The 18989-nt window shown below is 34.5% G+C and carries 14 protein-coding genes; 1 reads left to right on the top strand and 13 read right to left on the bottom strand.

Annotated features, from left to right (window positions below; genetic code table 11):
• Positions 1–62: 62 nt before the first annotated feature.
• The 7 genes from L1276_RS18535 to L1276_RS18565 form a co-directional block, all read right to left on the bottom strand.
• Positions 63–668, bottom strand: a complete 606-nt coding sequence (locus L1276_RS18535) for a Crp/Fnr family transcriptional regulator (protein ID WP_253790447.1) — start codon at positions 666–668, stop codon at positions 63–65.
• A 254-nt stretch (positions 669–922) separates the two neighbouring features.
• A complete protein-coding gene (locus L1276_RS18540; protein WP_253790448.1) occupies positions 923–1372 on the bottom strand; it encodes a hypothetical protein in 450 nt (149 codons plus the stop codon).
• 108 nt (positions 1373–1480) lie between these two features.
• Entirely contained in the window at positions 1481–2824 is a 1344-nt protein-coding gene (locus tag L1276_RS18545; RefSeq protein WP_253790450.1) for a hypothetical protein, read from the bottom strand.
• Between the two features lie 222 nt (positions 2825–3046).
• Positions 3047–4465, bottom strand: coding sequence for a TolC family protein (locus L1276_RS18550; protein WP_253790451.1), 1419 nt, complete (start codon positions 4463–4465; stop codon positions 3047–3049).
• A 128-nt stretch (positions 4466–4593) separates the two neighbouring features.
• Positions 4594–7761: an efflux RND transporter permease subunit gene (locus L1276_RS18555; protein WP_253790452.1), complete on the bottom strand. Its 3168-nt coding sequence runs from the start codon at positions 7759–7761 to the stop codon at positions 4594–4596.
• Between the two features lie 12 nt (positions 7762–7773).
• Entirely contained in the window at positions 7774–8991 is a 1218-nt protein-coding gene (locus tag L1276_RS18560; RefSeq protein WP_253790453.1) for an efflux RND transporter periplasmic adaptor subunit, read from the bottom strand.
• 247 nt (positions 8992–9238) lie between these two features.
• Positions 9239–9832: a TetR/AcrR family transcriptional regulator gene (locus tag L1276_RS18565; RefSeq protein WP_253790454.1), complete on the bottom strand. Its 594-nt coding sequence runs from the start codon at positions 9830–9832 to the stop codon at positions 9239–9241.
• Between the two features lie 559 nt (positions 9833–10391).
• Between L1276_RS18565 and L1276_RS18570 the strand changes: the two genes are divergently transcribed.
• Positions 10392–10826 carry a cupin domain-containing protein gene (locus tag L1276_RS18570; RefSeq protein WP_253790455.1) on the top strand — a complete coding sequence of 145 codons (435 nt, stop codon included), beginning with the start codon at positions 10392–10394 and terminating at the stop codon, positions 10824–10826.
• Between the two features lie 468 nt (positions 10827–11294).
• Here the strand turns inward: L1276_RS18570 and L1276_RS18575 are convergent, their stop codons facing one another.
• The 6 genes from L1276_RS18575 to L1276_RS18600 form a co-directional block, all read right to left on the bottom strand.
• Positions 11295–11885, bottom strand: coding sequence for a hypothetical protein (locus tag L1276_RS18575; protein WP_253790457.1), 591 nt, complete (start codon positions 11883–11885; stop codon positions 11295–11297).
• A 28-nt stretch (positions 11886–11913) separates the two neighbouring features.
• Positions 11914–12573 carry a DUF4253 domain-containing protein gene (locus L1276_RS18580; RefSeq protein ID WP_253790459.1) on the bottom strand — a complete coding sequence of 220 codons (660 nt, stop codon included), beginning with the start codon at positions 12571–12573 and terminating at the stop codon, positions 11914–11916.
• Positions 12574–12746: 173 nt separating this feature from the next.
• On the bottom strand, positions 12747–13172 hold the full coding sequence (locus tag L1276_RS18585; protein WP_253790461.1) for a hypothetical protein: 426 nt from the start codon (positions 13170–13172) through the stop codon (positions 12747–12749).
• A gap of 196 nt (positions 13173–13368) precedes the next feature.
• Positions 13369–16473: an efflux RND transporter permease subunit gene (locus tag L1276_RS18590; RefSeq protein WP_253790463.1), complete on the bottom strand. Its 3105-nt coding sequence runs from the start codon at positions 16471–16473 to the stop codon at positions 13369–13371.
• Between the two features lie 33 nt (positions 16474–16506).
• Positions 16507–17595, bottom strand: coding sequence for an efflux RND transporter periplasmic adaptor subunit (locus L1276_RS18595; protein ID WP_253790466.1), 1089 nt, complete (start codon positions 17593–17595; stop codon positions 16507–16509).
• Positions 17596–17620: 25 nt separating this feature from the next.
• Positions 17621–18907: a TolC family protein gene (locus tag L1276_RS18600; RefSeq protein WP_253790468.1), complete on the bottom strand. Its 1287-nt coding sequence runs from the start codon at positions 18905–18907 to the stop codon at positions 17621–17623.
• Positions 18908–18989: the final 82 nt, after the last annotated feature.

The raw sequence follows: 18989 nt of genomic DNA on the forward strand, positions 1-18989 counted from the left end.
GAATTTGAATTATAAAGCAAAGATAAATCTGGTCTTTTAGAAAAACCTTTACATATGTTGATTTACAAATCTTTTTCCAGACTTTTTCTGATTCGGCTTAACTGGGTTGGCGTAATTCCTAAATGCGAAGCAATATGCAATAACGGCACACGATCCGCAATACTTGGATGTTTCTCTAAAAGACTGACATATCTTTCGGTTGCGTTCTGCATGACCAAAGCGACTTCTCTTTGTTCTTTATCAATAATCCAGTTTTTCTCTAAATGAGCAATATAAAAATTTTTAAGATCATCATTTTGGTAAATCAGCTCCATATATTTTTTATAGTTGATGTTGATTACAATGGAATCTTCCAAAGCTTCAATCGTAAAATTAGAAGGAGATTGTAACATCAGTGAAACTTTAGAACCTGCAAAATAATTTTCAAGAAAAAGGTTTTTGTTATAAAAATTTCCCTGCTGGTCTGTTATAAAAGCTCTTAAAACACCTTTCGCAACGAAATGAAGATTTTTAGCGATTTCTCCATTTTGTAATAAGGTTTCTCCTTTTTTTAGGGTTTGAAATTGGGCTATGTTTTCAATCAATTTCCAAGACTGATCAGAAAGTGGATAGTAACTTTCGATAGTTTGTTTTAATTGATTGAGGTATATTTCTTTATTGAAATTCATAGATTGTTTTGGTTTTGCCACGAAGGCGCTAAGGCACAAAGTTTACTGCCGCGAATTTCACGAATTTTCGCGAATTACTTATGAATATTTTAAATAATAGAAATTAGTGAAAATTAGTGAAATTCGCGACAAACTTTAAAAAAACTTAGTGCCTTCACGATAAATAAAAAACCGCCAAAAACTCAGAAGCTTTTAGCGGTTTAATAAAAAAGAATATTATACTTTTTCGGTACAATTTTGTATTGTTTTTAAGTTTAATCAGCATAATGATAAATACTTCTTTTAACTGTATTATTTATTTTTTCAAGAGTTACTTCCGTCAGACCGCCTGGATAATTCATAGAAATTACCACTTTATCTTTGGTGATTTTATAATCAATTGAGATTAATCCGTTTTGATTTACTTCAACAGATTTGCTTTCGTTTGGAATAGTGCTTAAAAAATAATTCGATTCTTCGATTTCTTTATTTTTGATGATATTTTGATATACTTCATCAAGATTGGTATCCTGTATTATACATTCTCTTCCGTCTCCCATTTCGACTTCGATATCCTTACAATCTTCTTTTGGTACTGTCTTTTTTTCTTCTTTTACAGTTGCAATTGCTGCAGGTTTTTCAATTGGTTTTGATTCTTCATTATTGCTTTGCTTGCAATTTGTAAATAGTAAAGCTAAAAGCGCAATACTTGCAATTTTTTTCATGTTTTTTGATTTATTTAAATGATGGTTTTACTGCAAAGGCACTAAGTCACAAAGTTTTTTGCCACTAATTCCGCGAATTTACACAAATTTTATTGAGCATTAACTTGCTTATTGGTAATAAGTATATTCGATTTTCACTATCCTGTTAGTTTTATCTTTTGTAAAATTATAACTGCTTACCAAGTTGTATTCATTTAAAAAGAAAGTTCCAAATAATTTGAAATTGTCTTTCTGATCTTCAGATTCTGCATCTGAATAATATTTTTCAAATGTTTTATCATCTTTTTTCTCTAGCTTGGATTTTCTAAATTGTAGTACTTTTTCATCTTGATAAGAAGTATATTTATGAATAAAAGGGAAAACATTCTTTTTAGTGCTGCAGTTTTTTGTCCAGAGTACATTATTTATGTAAAGTAAATTACAATCGTTTTCTATTTTCTCTTCTGCAAAAGTATTCATATGCGAAGACTTATTATCACTCATTAAAATGTATGATTTTTTTAATAATACACCATTTTCAAGCCAATTAACTTCTGTTTCATTTGCATCACCAAAACTTCCAGAAAATATCATTTTGCCATCATCATAATTTATTGAAGATAATACTCTGTCATCTGACATAATTTTAATAAGTAAGTCGTCTTTGTAGATATAATTTGTTTTGCGTTCTTCTTTTTTATCATAATTAGTTGTTGTTATAGGTAAACCATTTTCGTTGAGTAATATGGTTCTCAAGCGGGTTTCTTTTCCATTCTCAACCAAATATGAATTAATCGTTTTTATCTTAGCATTTGATTGTTTAAATAAAATTACATCATCATCTTTCAATTTATTAATTGGAAAAATATACTTACTTAATACCGCCTTCATTACTTCTTTAGATTTTGAAGTAATTTTATTTTTGTTTTCCAGTATGGCAACTTCTTTTTTGTACTTGATTGCATTAAGATTATAGGATGACTCTTTATTTACTCCAATATTTTTTGATACAAATTCAGTTGCCATTCTTGTTCCTTCCTGTACTTCTATGTTATCACCTAATTTTCCACTCCAATAAGCAAAAGCTTGATAAGAATCTCCATCACTACTGATATCTAATGTTTTTTTGTTTTCAAAAATTACATAGCTATATCTGTGAATTTTTATTATTTCTAATTCATCTTTGGCAAAATTTCTTCTTAATTCTGCTTCTTCGGAATTATTATTACTGGCATAGTCTACATCACTTTGTCCTGAATATTTGTTTACATCAACTAAAAAAACATATCTTTTGCCTTTGTATATGTGTAAAGTGTCAATTTCTGTAGCCGCCATTTTTGGCATAGCTTCTTGAATCATTTCAATTTGTGCATTGTCATTTGCTTTGGATTTTGTTTTCTTTTGTTGCTTTTTTTGAGAAAAAGCCTGAAATGATAAAGTTAAAATGATGATGATGCTTAGTAAATGTTTCATTCTGTATTACTTATATGATTAAGGTGTTTTTATTCTTGCAAATGTAATTATTTATTTATATAAGTAAAATATTTCTTACGGTTTTTAATTTTATTGAATTCTTTTAAAAAAAACTTAGAACCCTGGCATCTTCGTGGCAAAACTAAAAAACGCCATGAAACCCAAAGGTCTCACAGCGTTTTCATCTCAAAAAATAAATAATTAACGGGTAATTAGCGGGTATTATTTCCAGCCTCCGCCTAGAGCGCGGTACAAGTCTGTATTGGCTGTAAGTTGTTGTCTTTTTAAATCTGCTAATTCTAATTCGCTTTGCAATAAATTAGCTTGCGCCGTTAGAACTTCAAGATATTCTGCCATACCATTTTTGAATAAAAGGTTGGCATTTTTAATTGCTTGCTGCAATGTTTTTACCTTTTCTTTCAAAAAAGTTTCTTGCTGCTGTAATTTCTCCACTTTAACTAAAGCGTCAGAAACTTCGCTTACGGCAACCAAAACGGATTGTCTAAAGCTTAAAACCGCTTTTTCTCTTTCCGCGACAGCGATATTATATTGCGTTCTGACTCTTTTGTTGTTCAAAAGCGGTTGAGTTAAACCTCCCGCAACAGTTCCGAATAATGAAGCCGGAATGTTGAACCAATTGCTGGTTTCAAAAGAGTTTAAGCCGCCTTGCGCCGTGATTCTTAAAGCTGGATATAAATCTGCTTTTGTGATTCCTACGTTTGCATTTGCTGCTTTAAGAGCCAATTCGGCACTTTTTACATCTGGTCTTCTGCTTACTAAGGCAGATGGAATTCCGATTGCCGTATTATGATTTACTTCAAGTGCGCTTAACTTAACTGATCTCTCTTTAGAATTCGGAAAAGAACCCGTTAAAACACTCAAAGCGTTTTCCTGAATCGCAATATTTTGTTCCAATAACGGAATCAATTGCGCTGAGTTCAATTTCTGTGCTTCAGATTGTTGAATTGCCAAAGTGGTTACCTGACCAGCATCGTATTTTAATTTGATAATATTGGTTGTACTATCATTTAAACGAAGATTTTGTCTGGCAATATCCAATTGCGCATCCAGCATCAAAAGATTGTAATATCCTCTCGAAACATTCGCAACAATATTTGTCTGCAATGCTTTTTTTACTTCTTCAGACTGAAGATATCCTGCGTAAGCCCCTTTCTTTTGGTTTCTGATCTTTCCCCAAATATCAGCTTCCCAAGAAAGTGAAGCTCCGGCAGAATAATCGTCGATATGTTTCGCACCAATTGCCTGATTTAAGTTTAATCCTGTAAAACTATTGTCAGACGGATTGCTTGTACTTGCGTTTACAAATAAATTAACCTGAGGCACATTTCCCCATTTTGACTGAGTAAAACGGTATTGTGCAATTTCAATGTTTTTTTCAGCAATCTGAAGGTCGTTGTTTCTCGCAACAGCGCTGTCGATCAATTTGATAATATCTTTTTCAGTAAAGAAGTTTTTCCACTCCACATCGGCAATATTTGTTGTATCACTCGAAACCGATGCATTCCTGAAATTCTCAGGAAATGCATCTTTTGGAGTTTCAATATCCTTCGAAACTTTACAGGATATTAAGGTCGTGATCAGAATGGCGAAGGTCACGATTTTGGTTATATGATTTTTCATTCTTTCTTTTATTAAATTTCTGTACAAGTATCTTTTCTTGTTTCTAGATCTTTTGAGATTCTGTACGATATATAAGCAATGCCAATTATTATGGCTACTAAAGCTGTGGTTATATAGTTTTCCATTGATTATTTTTCTTCTTCGTTATGAATTACGGCAACTGGTTTTCCAGAAACCTTTTCTTGTAAATGCTGGAAGATGATGAATAAAACAGGAATGATAAACAAACCTAGAATTACTCCTGAAATCATACCTCCGGCGGCACCAATACTAATAGAATGGTTACCTTGAGCTGATGGTCCTTTGGCGCTCATCATTGGCACTAAACCAACAATAAAGGCAAGAGACGTCATGATAATTGGTCGCAAACGTAATTTGGCTGCATCGATTGAAGCTTTAACTAATGCCATTCCTGATTTTCTTTTTTGTACCGCAAATTCCACAATTAAGATGGCATTTTTGGCGAGCAATCCGATCAGCATGACAAGAGCAACTTGTACGTAAATGTTGTTTTCGATTCCAGTTAAACCAATAGCAACGAATACTCCAAAAATACCTGCAGGGATCGATAAAATAACCGCTAGAGGAAGGATATAACTCTCATACTGTGCAGCAAGTAGGAAATAAATGAATATCAAACACAGTAAGAAAATTGTAGCCGATTGCCCTCCGGAAGAAATCTCCTCACGAGTCTGGCCCGAGAATTCAAACCCGTAACCTGCAGGTAATTGTTGTGCTGCTACTTCTTCAATTGCTTTAATGGCGTCTCCAGAACTAAAGCCAGGTTTCGGAATCGCATTAATAGAAATTGAGTTAAATAAATTGTATCGTGAAGCGGTTTCAGAACCATAAATACGAGTTAGTTTTACTAAAGTATTTATTGGCACCATTTCGCCCGTTTTGTTTTTTACAAAAACTCTGTCAATTGCTGTTGGATCTGCTCGGTCTTGGATATCAGCCTGAACAACAACTCGGTAATATTTACCAAATCGGTTGAAATCTGAAGCCTGTGCGCTACCAAAATAAGCCTGCATTGTTTGTAAAATGTCTTTTACATTAACACCCAATTGATTTGCTTTTTCGTCATTAACTTCCAATTGCAATTGTGGATAATCTGCTTTGAAAGAAGTAAAGGCAACTGCAATTTCCGGACGTTTCATTAATTCACCGATAAAGTTTTGAGAGATTCCGCTGAATTTATCCAGTTTTCCGCCCGTTTTATCTTGCAGAACTAAATCCAAAGCCTCAACGTTACTAAATCCAGGAACAGTTGGGAAACTGAATACGAAGAAGCTTCCGCCAGAAATAGCGCCCAGTTTACCGCGAACCTGATTCATGATTTCGTCAATGTTTTTTACTTCTCCTCGTTCTTCGTTTGGTTTAAGCAATACGAATACAACCGCAGAAGATGGACTTGTAGAATTCGTCAATAAGTTGAAACCTGAAATCGCTGTTACGAATCTTGAAGCATCTAAACCTCTTAATGTATTTTCAGCATCGGTCATTACTTTTTGAGTTCCGTCTAATGATGTTCCAGATGGAGTGTTTACTGCAATCGCAATAAATCCTTGATCTTCTGTTGGAATAAACCCTGCAGGAGTTGTTTTAACCATTACAACAGTTGCCACAACAATTAAAGCTAATCCGCCTAAACTCAACCATTTTCTTCTGATTAAGAATTTAAGTCCGCCTACGTAACGATTTGTTAAAGATTCAAAACTGCTGTTGAAAGCGGTAAAGAATTTCTCTTTAAATCCTTTTTTCACATAAGGCGCATCGTGATCGTGAGCTCCGTGATTATCTTTTAAGAATAATGCGGCAAGCGCCGGACTCAATGTTAAAGCATTTACTGCCGAAATTACAATTGCAATTGCCATCGTAAAGGCAAACTGACGATAGAAAACTCCTGTTGAGCCTTCCATAAAACCAACCGGCAGGAATACAGCAGCCATTACCAGCGTAATCGAGATAATAGCACCCGTTATTTCGTGCATTGCTTCATGGGTTGCGATTTTTGGAGACAAGCGTTTGTGCTCCATTTTCGCATGCACCGCTTCGACTACCACAATGGCATCATCGACCACAATACCAATCGCCAGAATTAATGCGAAAAGTGTTAAAAGGTTGATCGAAAATCCGAATAACTGCATGAAGAAGAACGTTCCTAAAATTGCTACAGGTACAGCAATAGCCGGGATTAATGTTGATCTAAAATCTTGCAAGAAGATAAATACCACAATAAAAACCAGTATAAAAGCTTCTAATAATGTATGCTCAACTTGTTCAATAGATTGGTCAAGAGATACTTTTGTACTATAGAAAATATTGTGTTTGATACCTTTAGGAAAATCTTTAGAAGCCTTTTCCATCATTTTGTTAATGGCAATCTGAATATCATTTGAGTTTGATCCAGCTAACTGAATAACTCCAATTACAATTCCTTTTTTACCATTTAAACGCGTTAAACTGTTGTAAGAGTAAGCACCCAATTCAACTCTAGCTACATCTTTTAAATGAAGAACAGAACCATCAGGATTAGAACGAATGGCAATGTTTTGATAATCTTCTGGTTTAGTAAGTTTTCCTTTGTATTTAATTACATATTCAAAAACTTCTTTACTTCTTTCCCCAAATTTACCTGGCGCAGCTTCCAAACTTTTATCTTGAATTGCTGCCATAACTTCATTTGGCGTTACTTTATAAGTTGACATTTGTGTTGGATTCAACCATACACGCATAGAGTAATCTTTTACACCACCAAAAATACTGGCAGAACCTACACCCGGAATACGTTTTAGTTCCGGAATAATATTAATCTGCGCATAGTTGGCAACAAAAGTTTGATCGTATTTCGTTTCATCCTCTGTGTACATACCAATTGCCATGATGAAACTATTTTGTTGTTTCGCCGTAACAATACCTTGCTGTACAACCTCGGCAGGCAATTGACTGGTTGCCTGAGCAACACGATTTTGCACGTTTACCGCTGCTTGATCGGCATCTGTTCCTAATTTAAAGAAAACAGTAATCGCCAAAGTACCGTCGTTACTTGCTGTAGAACTCATATAAGTCATGTTTTCTACACCATTTATAGATTCTTCGATAGAAGGTGCCACAGAACGTAAAACCGTTTCTGCGTTGGCTCCCGGATATACCGCCGTTACCAAAACCGATGGAGGCGCAATATCAGGAAACTGTTGTAAAGGCAGTTTAGTTAAACCCAATACTCCCAGAATTACCAATAAAATGGAAATTACGGTTGCCAGTACAGGTCTTTGTATAAATATTTTGAACATTATTTCTTCTGATTATTTTTTATTAGTTACTTCGGCAACTTTAGTTGATTTTTCTGGCTGAATCGCTTGTCCATCCTGAAGTTTGTCAATACCGCTTATCACGATTTGATCACCAGATTTTACGCCGTCTTTAATTAAATAGTTCGTCCCGCTTTTACCCACAACTGTAATAGGCATTTTAGTCACTTTGTTGTCTTTACCTACAGTGAAAACAAATATTTTATCCTGCATTTCTATTGTAGCAGCTTGCGGTACTAAAATCGCATCGTCGTGGTTTAATCCTAAACGAATTCTTCCTGTGTTTCCAGAACGTAGAATTCCGTTTGCATTTGGAAAAGTCGCTCTAATCGTGATTGCTCCCGTAGTTTTATCAAACTGACCGTCAACCATATCGATTTTTCCAGTTTTTGGATAAGCGCTGTTATCAGCCAAAATCAAAGTAACAGGAGGAAGTTTTTTAATTTTATCACCTAATGAACTTCCAGCGTATTGTTCTTTAAAGTGAATGAAATCTGTTTCACCTAAAGAGAAATAAGCAAACACTTCATGAACATCAGATAAAGTGGTAAGCGCTTCAACATCAGAAGCAGAAACTAAACTTCCTTGTTTTTTAGGTAGTCTTCCAATGTAACCACTTACTGGAGCCGTAACATTGGTGTAACCTAAATTAATTTTAGCAGAACCTACCATTGCTTTTGCCTGTTCGATATTTGCAGCAGCAATTTTTTGTGAAGCTTTAGCAGTTTTTAATTGATAATCAGAAACTACTTTGTTTTGAACTAGCGGCGTTAATTTATCTACTTCTAAATTCGCGTTAATCAAAGCGGCTTCTGCAGCGTGAAGACTTGCCAAAGCATTGTTTAACTGCTCGCGAAACGGGCGCTCATTGATTTTGAATAAAGTTTGTCCTTTGGTTACATAAGCACCTTCGTCAACAAAAATTCTGTCAAGGTTTCCGCTTACTTGTGGTCGAATTTCAACATCTACAGTTCCTTGGATAGCCGCTGGATATTCAGCATCAGTAGTTGTATTTGCACTTGTTATAGCCAACACAGGTAAAATTGGCGGTGGTGGAGCAGTAGGCGCCTGATTTTTGTCGCCACAGCCGCTTAATACTAAAGCCAGAATAAAACTGGTTATAATTACATTTTTCATTTTCATATTGGTTTTAATTGGTTGAACATTTTCTCGGATTAAATTCATAGGTATTCTGGCATTCTCGGGATTCATATTTAATAAAATTAAATTATCTAACGTTGTTAAGTAAATGTGCACAAACTTTCTTACTTTAAGCTTTTTCTATTTTATTCTAAAATCACTATTAAAATATTTAACGGTGTTAAGTAAAAGTCTAAAAAAAGGCTTTTATTACCTCGATTAAATTTTCTAACAGTGTTAAGTGTATGTTACAAAAAAAAGGATTTTATATTATCCAATTAAATTATTTTACACTGTTAAGTAAAAATTGAAAAAAAAATTATTGTATAGATTTGATGATACCGCCAATGGCATCTTTCAAAATTTGTGCATTTATTGTTTCTAAAATATCACTTTTATTAATGATGTTGATGGCAATTAAACCATGAATAACAGAAAAGAAAGTGAAATACTTTTGCTTTATGATATCCTGACTCGGATTGCTGTCTTTCATTACTTCAGCAATTACATGAGTGAATAATTTGTAAGGTCCCTCTTGAGCCGAACATCGCTGTGCGCAGCAGGTCATTTGAACACCAAACATCAACTGGTACATTTCAGTATTAGTAAAAGCGAAGTCCCAATAAGTCATCCACATGGCTTCTAATTGATCTTCGGGTTTTTCAAACTTATCTATTGCAATTTGCAATTCTTTAGTCAGTTTGACGAAACCTTTGCCAGTCAGTTCTTCTAATATTGCTTCTTTATTCGAGAAATATTCATAAATAATAGGAGCAGTATATTCTATCCTGTCGGCAATTTTACGCATACTCAAACCATTCCAGCCTTCTTCTTTTACGATATCATAAGCAGCGCCAAGGATGTTGTTCCTTGTCTCTTCTTTTTGTCTTAAAATTCGATCTTTGCTAGCCATTTTATTCGAGTATTAAATTGTTTAACACTGTTAGGCAAATGTATGGCGGTTTTTCTAATTATGAAATAAAATTATCATAATATTTTCTTATCGTGTCATAGATTGGTTTGAAAAACGTTGTGAAGCGTTTATTTTATTGACATTTTTTTTGATGTGATTTTTTTAAGGAGCAGACATTTTTTGGTTTTTCAAGACGTTTTGTCCTGCTCTTCACTATATCTTTTGCAGCGAACCCCGCTGCAAAAGGATGCCGTTTCGATCAGGGCTAGGTAAAAAAATATATTTTTCATTATAAAACAAAAAATATACACTTAAAACTGGACTGAAGTCCAGCTCTAAAATATTTTTCGAGTCTTTGGCTCTTTTTTTGTGCGATAAGCATAGGATTAAATTCCCTTTTTGAAAACCGTTGCCAAATAGTAAAGAAAATAAAATTCCAAAGGAATGATCTATATTGTAGAGCTGGACTTCAGTCCAGTTCAAAATGCAATAAAAAAATGACAAAACCAAAACCAAAAATCATCGCATAGATTTTTTTTGTAACATTACAACAAAAAAAATGAAAACGCTAACCATCCTAAAAACCACAATTGCAGTTTTATTTTTCCAGCAGACCTTTTCTCAGGAAACCAAAAAAGAAACCGCAGCACCGCAATACACAATCGAAAACTGTGTCAATCATTTCGAAATTGATAAAGCCGCTAAAACCAAAGTGGGATATCAATATTGGTTTGGAGATAAAAACTTCACTCAGGAAAATACTCTTAAAATGAGTATAGTAGAACCTGGAAAATCGACTCACGCACCGCATCATCATCCCGAAGAAGAATTTTTCTATATTCTGGAAGGTTCCGCTTCTTTTTTCTTAGACGGAAAAACGGTTGTCGTTGGTCCAAATACAAGTTTATACTGCCCGCCAAATGCCGAACATGGAATCAGCAATGCCGGAAATACCAATTTAAAATATTTGGTTATTAAGAAAGATTTGAGATAAATTATTTCTTGCTTTGAGGTTGATAATTTATGAAAAGGCATTTGAAATTATCTTTCAATGCTAATAAATGAATTGTATCTTTTTGATATTTTAAAATTTTATATTTTGAATCACATAATTCTAATATACTATCATTCTTTAAATATTTCCAGTAACCATCTTTTGCTTGACCGTCAAGAAGAATATGCCTTTCACCATTTGAAATATATCTAAATCACCATTTGGATGAAATTCCATGTAAAAACTAACTATTGAATTAGGATTAAATGTATTGCTGCTTACATAAGACCATTTTTTATCTGGATTTATAAGTAGGTATTCAAATTCACTTTTCTTACACGACGAAAAGGATACAGCAATAATTATGGGAAGTATTCTTTTTATCATTTCTAAGATTTATTAGCTTTAATTGTTGCTGAACATATAATTAAAGTCTTGAAATACTAATTTGATGCAGAAGTTAATTTTTTAGTTCTCAATTTTAGTTTTGGTAAAAATTATTATTTGATTTTTTACCAGATAATATATTCCAACACAAAGTAAAAAGAATATTATTTTCATCAACAAAGCAAGCAAATAATTAGACGGGTAAATATCTAAGTCATTATACATAGTCCAGAAACTGGGTAAATAATCACCATGAAATGAGATAACTATTATTACAAATCGTTCAATTGATATAATTAGGATAAAGCTAAATATAACTCTGAAAAAAATATTTTTACTGACTTTTTTAAGCCGCAGTAGTTGTGTAACAACAAACCATAAAATGGGTTGTAACCAAAATCCAACCCAATATTTCCCGAACATTCTGTTAGTCATACTGATTTGCTCCTCCAGATTACTTTCGACATAAAAAATACATAGTCCAATTATCCAGACCAAGAAATATACTACTCCAGCCGAAGAAATAAAATGAACCACTTCTTCATCTATTTTTGACAGTTTTGGGCTCTTTATAAAAATTGAAATTAGCAAATAGAGAATGGTATACAAACCAAATGCAATAAAAAAATCTACAGTTATAATTTGAAGAAGCAATCTAATGTTATCAATCATTAATTATTTTTTTTTAGGTTTGGTTTCATTAATCCCACCACAACCATAATCCATTCATTTCCTTAATTGCTGGTTTTAGATTTTCTACAGACCCAACACCTTGATCAACAGAATCTGGGCAGAATTTATACACTTCTTTAGCAAAAGAATCTAAATCCGAAGGTAATTTATCAAACTCTATATGAACCCAGTCTCTGCCACAACCAATTACTACTATACCGTATTTTGATTTCCATTCAGAGATTTTTGCTACTAAATCTGTATTTTCCAAACAATAGTTTATGCCATCGGTTCTTCTGTAACGAATAATGTCCAAATCATCTGTCCCTTTAATTACAGCAACACCTTTTTTATCGCCGTCTCCTTCAAATACAAAAATTAAATAACCATTATCTCTAAATTTACTTTTAAGTTTTTTAACAATTTCTACAGCCTTATCTTCTGTAGTTTCAGAATACGATCCATCATAAAATTTATCAGTTGAGACTTCACCTGTTTGCTGATCGATTTCAGGCAGTTTTTTTAAATCGTTTTGGGTAAGTTCTTTTAATTCTTGAAGTAAATCCGCTTCTGAGATTATGTTTTTCGCAGCTTCGGTTTTAGTTTGATTTTCTGACTGATCATTTTTTTTGCCACAGCTAGATAATAAAAAGAGTCCCAGAGCCGCAATTAGTAATTTTTGTTTCATGTTAGATCTTAGTTTAATTTGAATTTTTATTGGGATTCAAATATATTTAAATATTCTTACAAATAATTGGAGTTGCAGTTTTTAAAGGAATAATAAACAAAAAAAGACAGTCCTTCAATTCAATAAGAACTGCCCTTTAAGCAAACTTTCTTTAGTTTCTTCTCTGGTAATTTTTATTCTTTTACTTTTCGATTAAGATGAATAATAACAGGATTTCTACCGTCTAAATCTCTTTTATCACGACCCAATAAACCAATATCAGCAATATTTGGCGTTTGAGATTTCATTTCATGCGGACTTACATACGTATACATTCCGTAGCCGTGTCCGGAAACAATCCAGCCTTCTGTATTTTTTAAATCGGTGACATCAAAATCCTCAGAACGTTCTCCTATATAAACAGGACCAAATTCTTTTATAAGTTTTAGAGCTGCGCTTTCTAAATGGCGAATTTCCTCTGCATGTTCAAAAATGATATAGGTGCCGTTTTTAAACAAAACCCAATCCTGAAATTTTGGATTGATACTAAGTCTCACATGATACAGTAATTCTGTTTCTGCTATTTCTTGAACTTTTTGATGGTCAGCTTTCTGTTTCATAAAAAGAAAATTTAAAAGGAATACGATTGTTTTAAATCATTTATTTGGTGGTTTGGATGATGTGTTTAGAAAAAATCTACCCGTAAAAGTTTTAATTGTATTATTATAAGACATATTTACGATTCGTCCTATTTCAATAAAAGCACCTTTAAACCAAAGGTCTAAAGGTGCTTTTTCTAAATTTATATAAGTAAGATTAAGATGCTGTGTTACTTGGATCTTTTTTGCGGTAAAACCAATAAAATACTTGCGGTAAAACCGTTAGTGATAAAATCATACACGTTATTAATCCGCCCACAATCATAATAGCTAATGGTTTTTGTACTTCAGAACCCATTCCGGTTGATAATGCAGCAGGCAGTAATCCTAAAGATCCCATAAGGGCAATCATCACAATAGGACGAATTCTGCTGTGAATTCCCTCCGAAATAGCATCTCTTAAATGCATTCCGTTTCGCATATTTTCCCTAATCATTCCGATGAGGACAATACTGTCAATCGCGCTCACTCCAAAGAGAATAATAAATCCAATTCCCGCTGAGATTCCGAATACTGTTCCTGTTACCCAAAGCGACAGGAATCCGCCGATAAAAGCGTAAGGCATTGCGGTTACGGCAATCATAGTGTCTTTGAAATTTCCAAAGTTGAAATACAGCAGACATAAAATCAGTACCAAAACGACAGGAATAATCATTGCCAATTGTTTGGTTGCTCTTTCTTTACTTTCAAATTCTCCCGCCCATTTCATCACGTTTTCTTTCGGAAGTTTGACTTCGGCGGCTACTTTTTTCTGAGCTTCGTCAATTGTGCTTCCTAAATCTCGCCCTTCAATACTAAATCCTACAGCAATGTAACGGCTGTTTCCTTCACGGTAAATAAAGGTCGGACCCGTTTTATAATCTACCGTTGCAATTTCTTTTAACGGCACTTTTTTACCATTTAAGGTTGGAATAAGAATGCCTTCAATTTTTTCTTTAGAATCACGGTATTCTTTTTCAAAACGCAATGTGATATCAAATATCTTTTCGTCATCATAAAACTTGGTTGCTGCTTGTCCGCCAATTGTCATTCTGATTACGGCTTGCGCATCGGCAGTGGTAACAGCATAACGAGCCATTTTTTCGTCGTCAAGCTGAATTCTTAATTCGGGTAAACCAATATTTTTATAGACATTAATATCTTCAATTCCTTTTACATCTTTTATCGAATTGGCAACTTTTGCGGCCATTTCTTCCAATTGAAAAAGATCACTTCCAAATATCTTAATCGCCAGCGGACTTTTTACTCCGGCAACATATTCTTCGACATTATCCTGAATGGGCTGACTGAAACCAAAGGCAATTCCGGGATATACATCGAGTACTTTTTTGATTTCGGCAATTAATTCTTCTTTAGAAATATCGTGTTTCCATTCGTCTTTATGTTTTAATTCGATATGGAATTCAATATTAAAAAATCCTGTTGGATCTGTTCCGTCGTTTGGTCTTCCGGTTTGCGTCAATATAAATTTTACTTCTTCAAACTTCCTTATCTTGGCTTTCATTTCCTTAGTCAATCGCACCGATTCATCAAGATTGATGCTGTTTGGCAATGTCGCTCTTACATAAATAGCGCCTTCATTTAGTTTCGGAATAAACTCTGATCCGTAAAAAGCAAACCTTGCACAGCAAACCGCTAACAAAGCTAAAAAGGCATAAAAAGTAATTTTACGATGTTTGGTACTCCATTGAAACAGTTTAAAAAGGTTTTCTCTAAAGAAACGCGAAATCATATTTTCTTTCTCAACAATGTTTTTGGTCAGCATGACTTTACACATTGCAGGAACGTACGTAAGTGACAAAAGCAATGATCCTAATAGCGCATAACTTAATGTAAAGGCTAGGGGAGAGAACATTTTTCCTTCTACTTTCGTGAAAGAGAAAATAGGCATCAACGCGACAATCAAAATGATTAAGGCAAAGAAAATATAAGTCGCCACACTGCCGACACTTTTCTTGATCAATCCCATTTTACTCATACTGTTAAAGCGTTCCATTCCCACTTTGTGCGCTTTCTTTTCGAGCGAAACAAAGACCTGTTCGACAATAACGAGCGTTCCTTCGAGCAGTAATCCAAAATCTAAGGCACCCATCGAAATTAAATTCGCCGGCAATCCCTGAATTCTCAGCATCACAATGGCAAACAAAAACGAAAGCGGAATTACAGATGCCACAATCAACGATGTTCTCCAGTTGTAAAGAAAAATAAACACGATTAACGATACCAGTAAAATACCTTCAACAAGGTTTTTAGTAACGGTTTTTACGGTTGTATTTACCAATTCGGTACGATCAATAAACGGAACAATTTTTACATTATCGGGTAAAACTCTCTCGTTAAGTTCAGTTAAACGTTCTTTAAGTTTTTTGATCACTTCACCCGGATTTTCTCCGCGAAGCATGACTACAATTCCTTCTACAACATCATCGTTTCCGTCTAGACCTACTTGTCCTAATCTTGGTTTTGCCGAGATGGAAACTTCGGCTACGTGTTTTACTAAAACAGGAGCTCCGCCTTTGGTTTCGATTAAAATATTGCCAATATCTTCTACTTTATTGACTAACCCAACTCCACGAACGACATAAGCCTGATCGCCACGCTGAATTACATCTCCACCCACATTGATATTACTTTTCGAAACGGCTTCGTAAACATCTAGAGCCGAAAGATTGTAATTTTCTAACTGTGTTGGATTAATTTTGATTTCGAACATTTTTTCTTCACCACCAAAACTTACCACGTCGGCAACTCCGGGAACGGCAACCAATTCTCTTTCAATAACCCAATCCTGAATGGCCTGAATTTCCTTTATAGGCAAATCACTTTTAATAACATATCGGAATATCTCGCCGGTTGCGCCAGAAGGCGGATCGATTTCTGCATCGGCTCCTTCGGGAAGATCAAGTCCACCCATACGGTTTGAGGCATATTGCTGTGCGTAAAAATCTTCAACGCCATCATCAAATAATACGGTTACCACCGATAACCCAAAAAGCGAAATAGAACGTACTTCGGATTTTTTCGGAATCGTATTCATTTGTTTGGAAATAGGAAGTGTGATGAATTTCTCTACTTCTTCGGCACTTCTTCCCGGCCATTGTGTAATAATTCTTGCTCTTGTATTGGTTACATCGGGAAAGGCTTCAATTGGTGTGTGAATGTAACTCACGATACCGGCGACTAGTAATATAGCGGTCAGGAAAAAAACTATGAGGGAGTTTTTTAGCGAGAAAGCAACTAATCCTTGTACAAATTTTTTCATGTCTTGTATTGTGTTTATCCGTTTTGAGGATAATTAGTTTTTTAATCTTTCGTGAATCAAAAGTTGATTTTTGGTAATCACCATTTCGCCTTCTTTAACACCGTCTTTAAAATAAACCCAGTCGTTATTTTTAATTATCGGATTGATTTCTCTGGTTTCGATAGTGCAATCGTCTTTATAAATTAAAATATGATCGCGGTTGTTGTCAAAAATCACGGCTTTTGCAGGAACGGCTTCTAGCATATCTCCGCCCAGACTTTTATCAATAATAATATCGGCAGTCATTCCCGGTTTTAGTTTCAGGTTTTTGTTTTCCATTACAATTCTAGCTTTCAAAACGTGTTCGTCGGCATCAAAAACTTTGGACATCATTTTTATTTTTCCTTTAAAAATTTCTCCCGGATACGCCGGAGTTGTAACATCAACAGGCATATTTTCGGATACATTTTTTAAGTTACTCGTATACACATTCACCATAACCCAGATTTCTTTTAAGTCAGAAATCGTAAAAAGTGGTTCACTACCATCTGTAATCTGCATTCCCGGACTTATATTTTTGTCTACTATATAACCTTCTGTCGGCGCTTTAATTAGAAAAACAGATCTTTCACTGCTCGCGCTGAACATGGCCAGATTGGCTTTTACATTTTCAAGTGAAGATTTTAAAACATCCAGTTCGCTTTGAGCCTGCATTAAATCTTTTTGTGATGAAATTCCATCGTCAAACATTGATTTTATACCTTGTAAATTACGCTGTGCCACATTTATCTGCGATTGAAGCGATTTGCTTTCAGACTGCATGCTGTTTAATTCGGTACTTTTTATCTCGGCCAAAACTTGTCCTTTTCGAACATAATCGCCTAATGAGAAAGTAGTTTTGGTTATAATTCCTTCCACAAGACTGTTAAACTGAACCACATGATCGCCGTTGTACGTAATATTTCCGGTAAGATTTATCGATTCGCTCACAGAACGTTTTTGAATTGGTTCGATGGTGATTTTTTCTTTTAAATCTTTATCGATGCAAAACTTTTCTTCTTTCGTTTCTTTAACTTCTTCTTTTTTGCCACATCCGTAAACGAGCATTAACCCAAGAATTGGGAGTACAATATATTTCTTCATTTGTTTTTGTATTTGAAAATTAGATTTAGTTGATTTCCTGACCTGAGATATAGCGCAGTTCTTCCAGATTTTTATTCAAGTCCATTTTAGAATTCAGCAGGATTGATTTGTTGTCTAAATAAGCATCAACAAAATCAAGATATTCTAACATGCTGGTATTTTTTTGAAGGAAGTTTTTACGATACGCTTCCAGAAGTTTATCCAAATCTCCTTCATAATCAGCTTCGACGCTGTCGTACAATTTTTTGGTAACCAATAAATCCTCATAAGATTGTAATACTTCAGATTGTATGCTGATCGTTTTTTCTTCTGCCAATAATTTCCCTTGATCAATTGCCAGTTTTGCAGCTTTTATATTTCCCTGATTTCGATTAAAAAACGGAAGATCTAGCGAGAAACCAACACCCACAAAATCATTCATTAAACTCGCTCCACGGTCATAACTCACGCCAAGCGTAACATCTGGCGTTCGCATGGCTCTTTCGTATTTGTATTTGTTGTCGTTATAGTCATTTCCGAGTTTAAGCACTTTCATATCTGGTCGGTTTTCTACAGCCGAAGTCATTAGATTACCTAAATTGATGTTTTCGATATTTTTATTATCAGGAACAAAACCATCATTGGTAAGTTTGATATAATTTGTTGCCGGAAGATTCATTAAAACCTTAAGCTCTTTCTGCAACGAATTATTTTCCTTTTGCAAATCGGCTATTTCTTTTAAGAATTGAAGTTCAGTTGCTTTTAGCCTAATGTATTCGCCTTTACCAACATTACCTTGTTTTACCTGATTTCCGTAAGCTTTCAGCAAAGTCTGCATCGAGGAAAGCTGTTTTTTATAAATCGCTTCCTGCGCCTGATTGTGTTGCAGTTCCGTAAGATTGCCTCTAAATTCGATTTTCAGATTACGTAAAAAAGTTTTGAAGTATTCTTTGGCGATATCAACGCCTACTTTTTCCATCGCAATCATTTTTTTTCGCTTTCCTGCAGTCTGAACAAGCTGTTCCAGTTCTGCGTTGACTTGTGAAGTTCTTCCGAAATTGCCCCAAAGCGGAGGCAATTGCTGTGCAGTTGCATTGTTCCAAAGATTGATTTCGCCGATAGTCAGCGTAGGATTGGGCCATAATTTTGCCTGTATAACCTGTGCATCGGCAATATCGATGTTGAGTTTTTCAGAAATAAGAGAAATGTTCTTATCCAAAAACAAAGCCTCGGCCTGTGTTCTGGACAGCACAATTGTATCGTTTATGGCAGCAATCTGCGCCACACCTTTGTGCGATACAATAACGAGTAAGGTTAAAAGTAAACGTTTCAAATTAAGTAGTTTTAATGATGGCGCAAAGTTATTGGCGACATATTAGCCCTTAATTTGATGTGTGTTATAAGACGGTTAGAGT

The sequence above is a fragment of the Flavobacterium sp. HSC-32F16 genome, from assembly GCF_024171645.1.
Lineage (GTDB): Bacteria > Bacteroidota > Bacteroidia > Flavobacteriales > Flavobacteriaceae > Flavobacterium.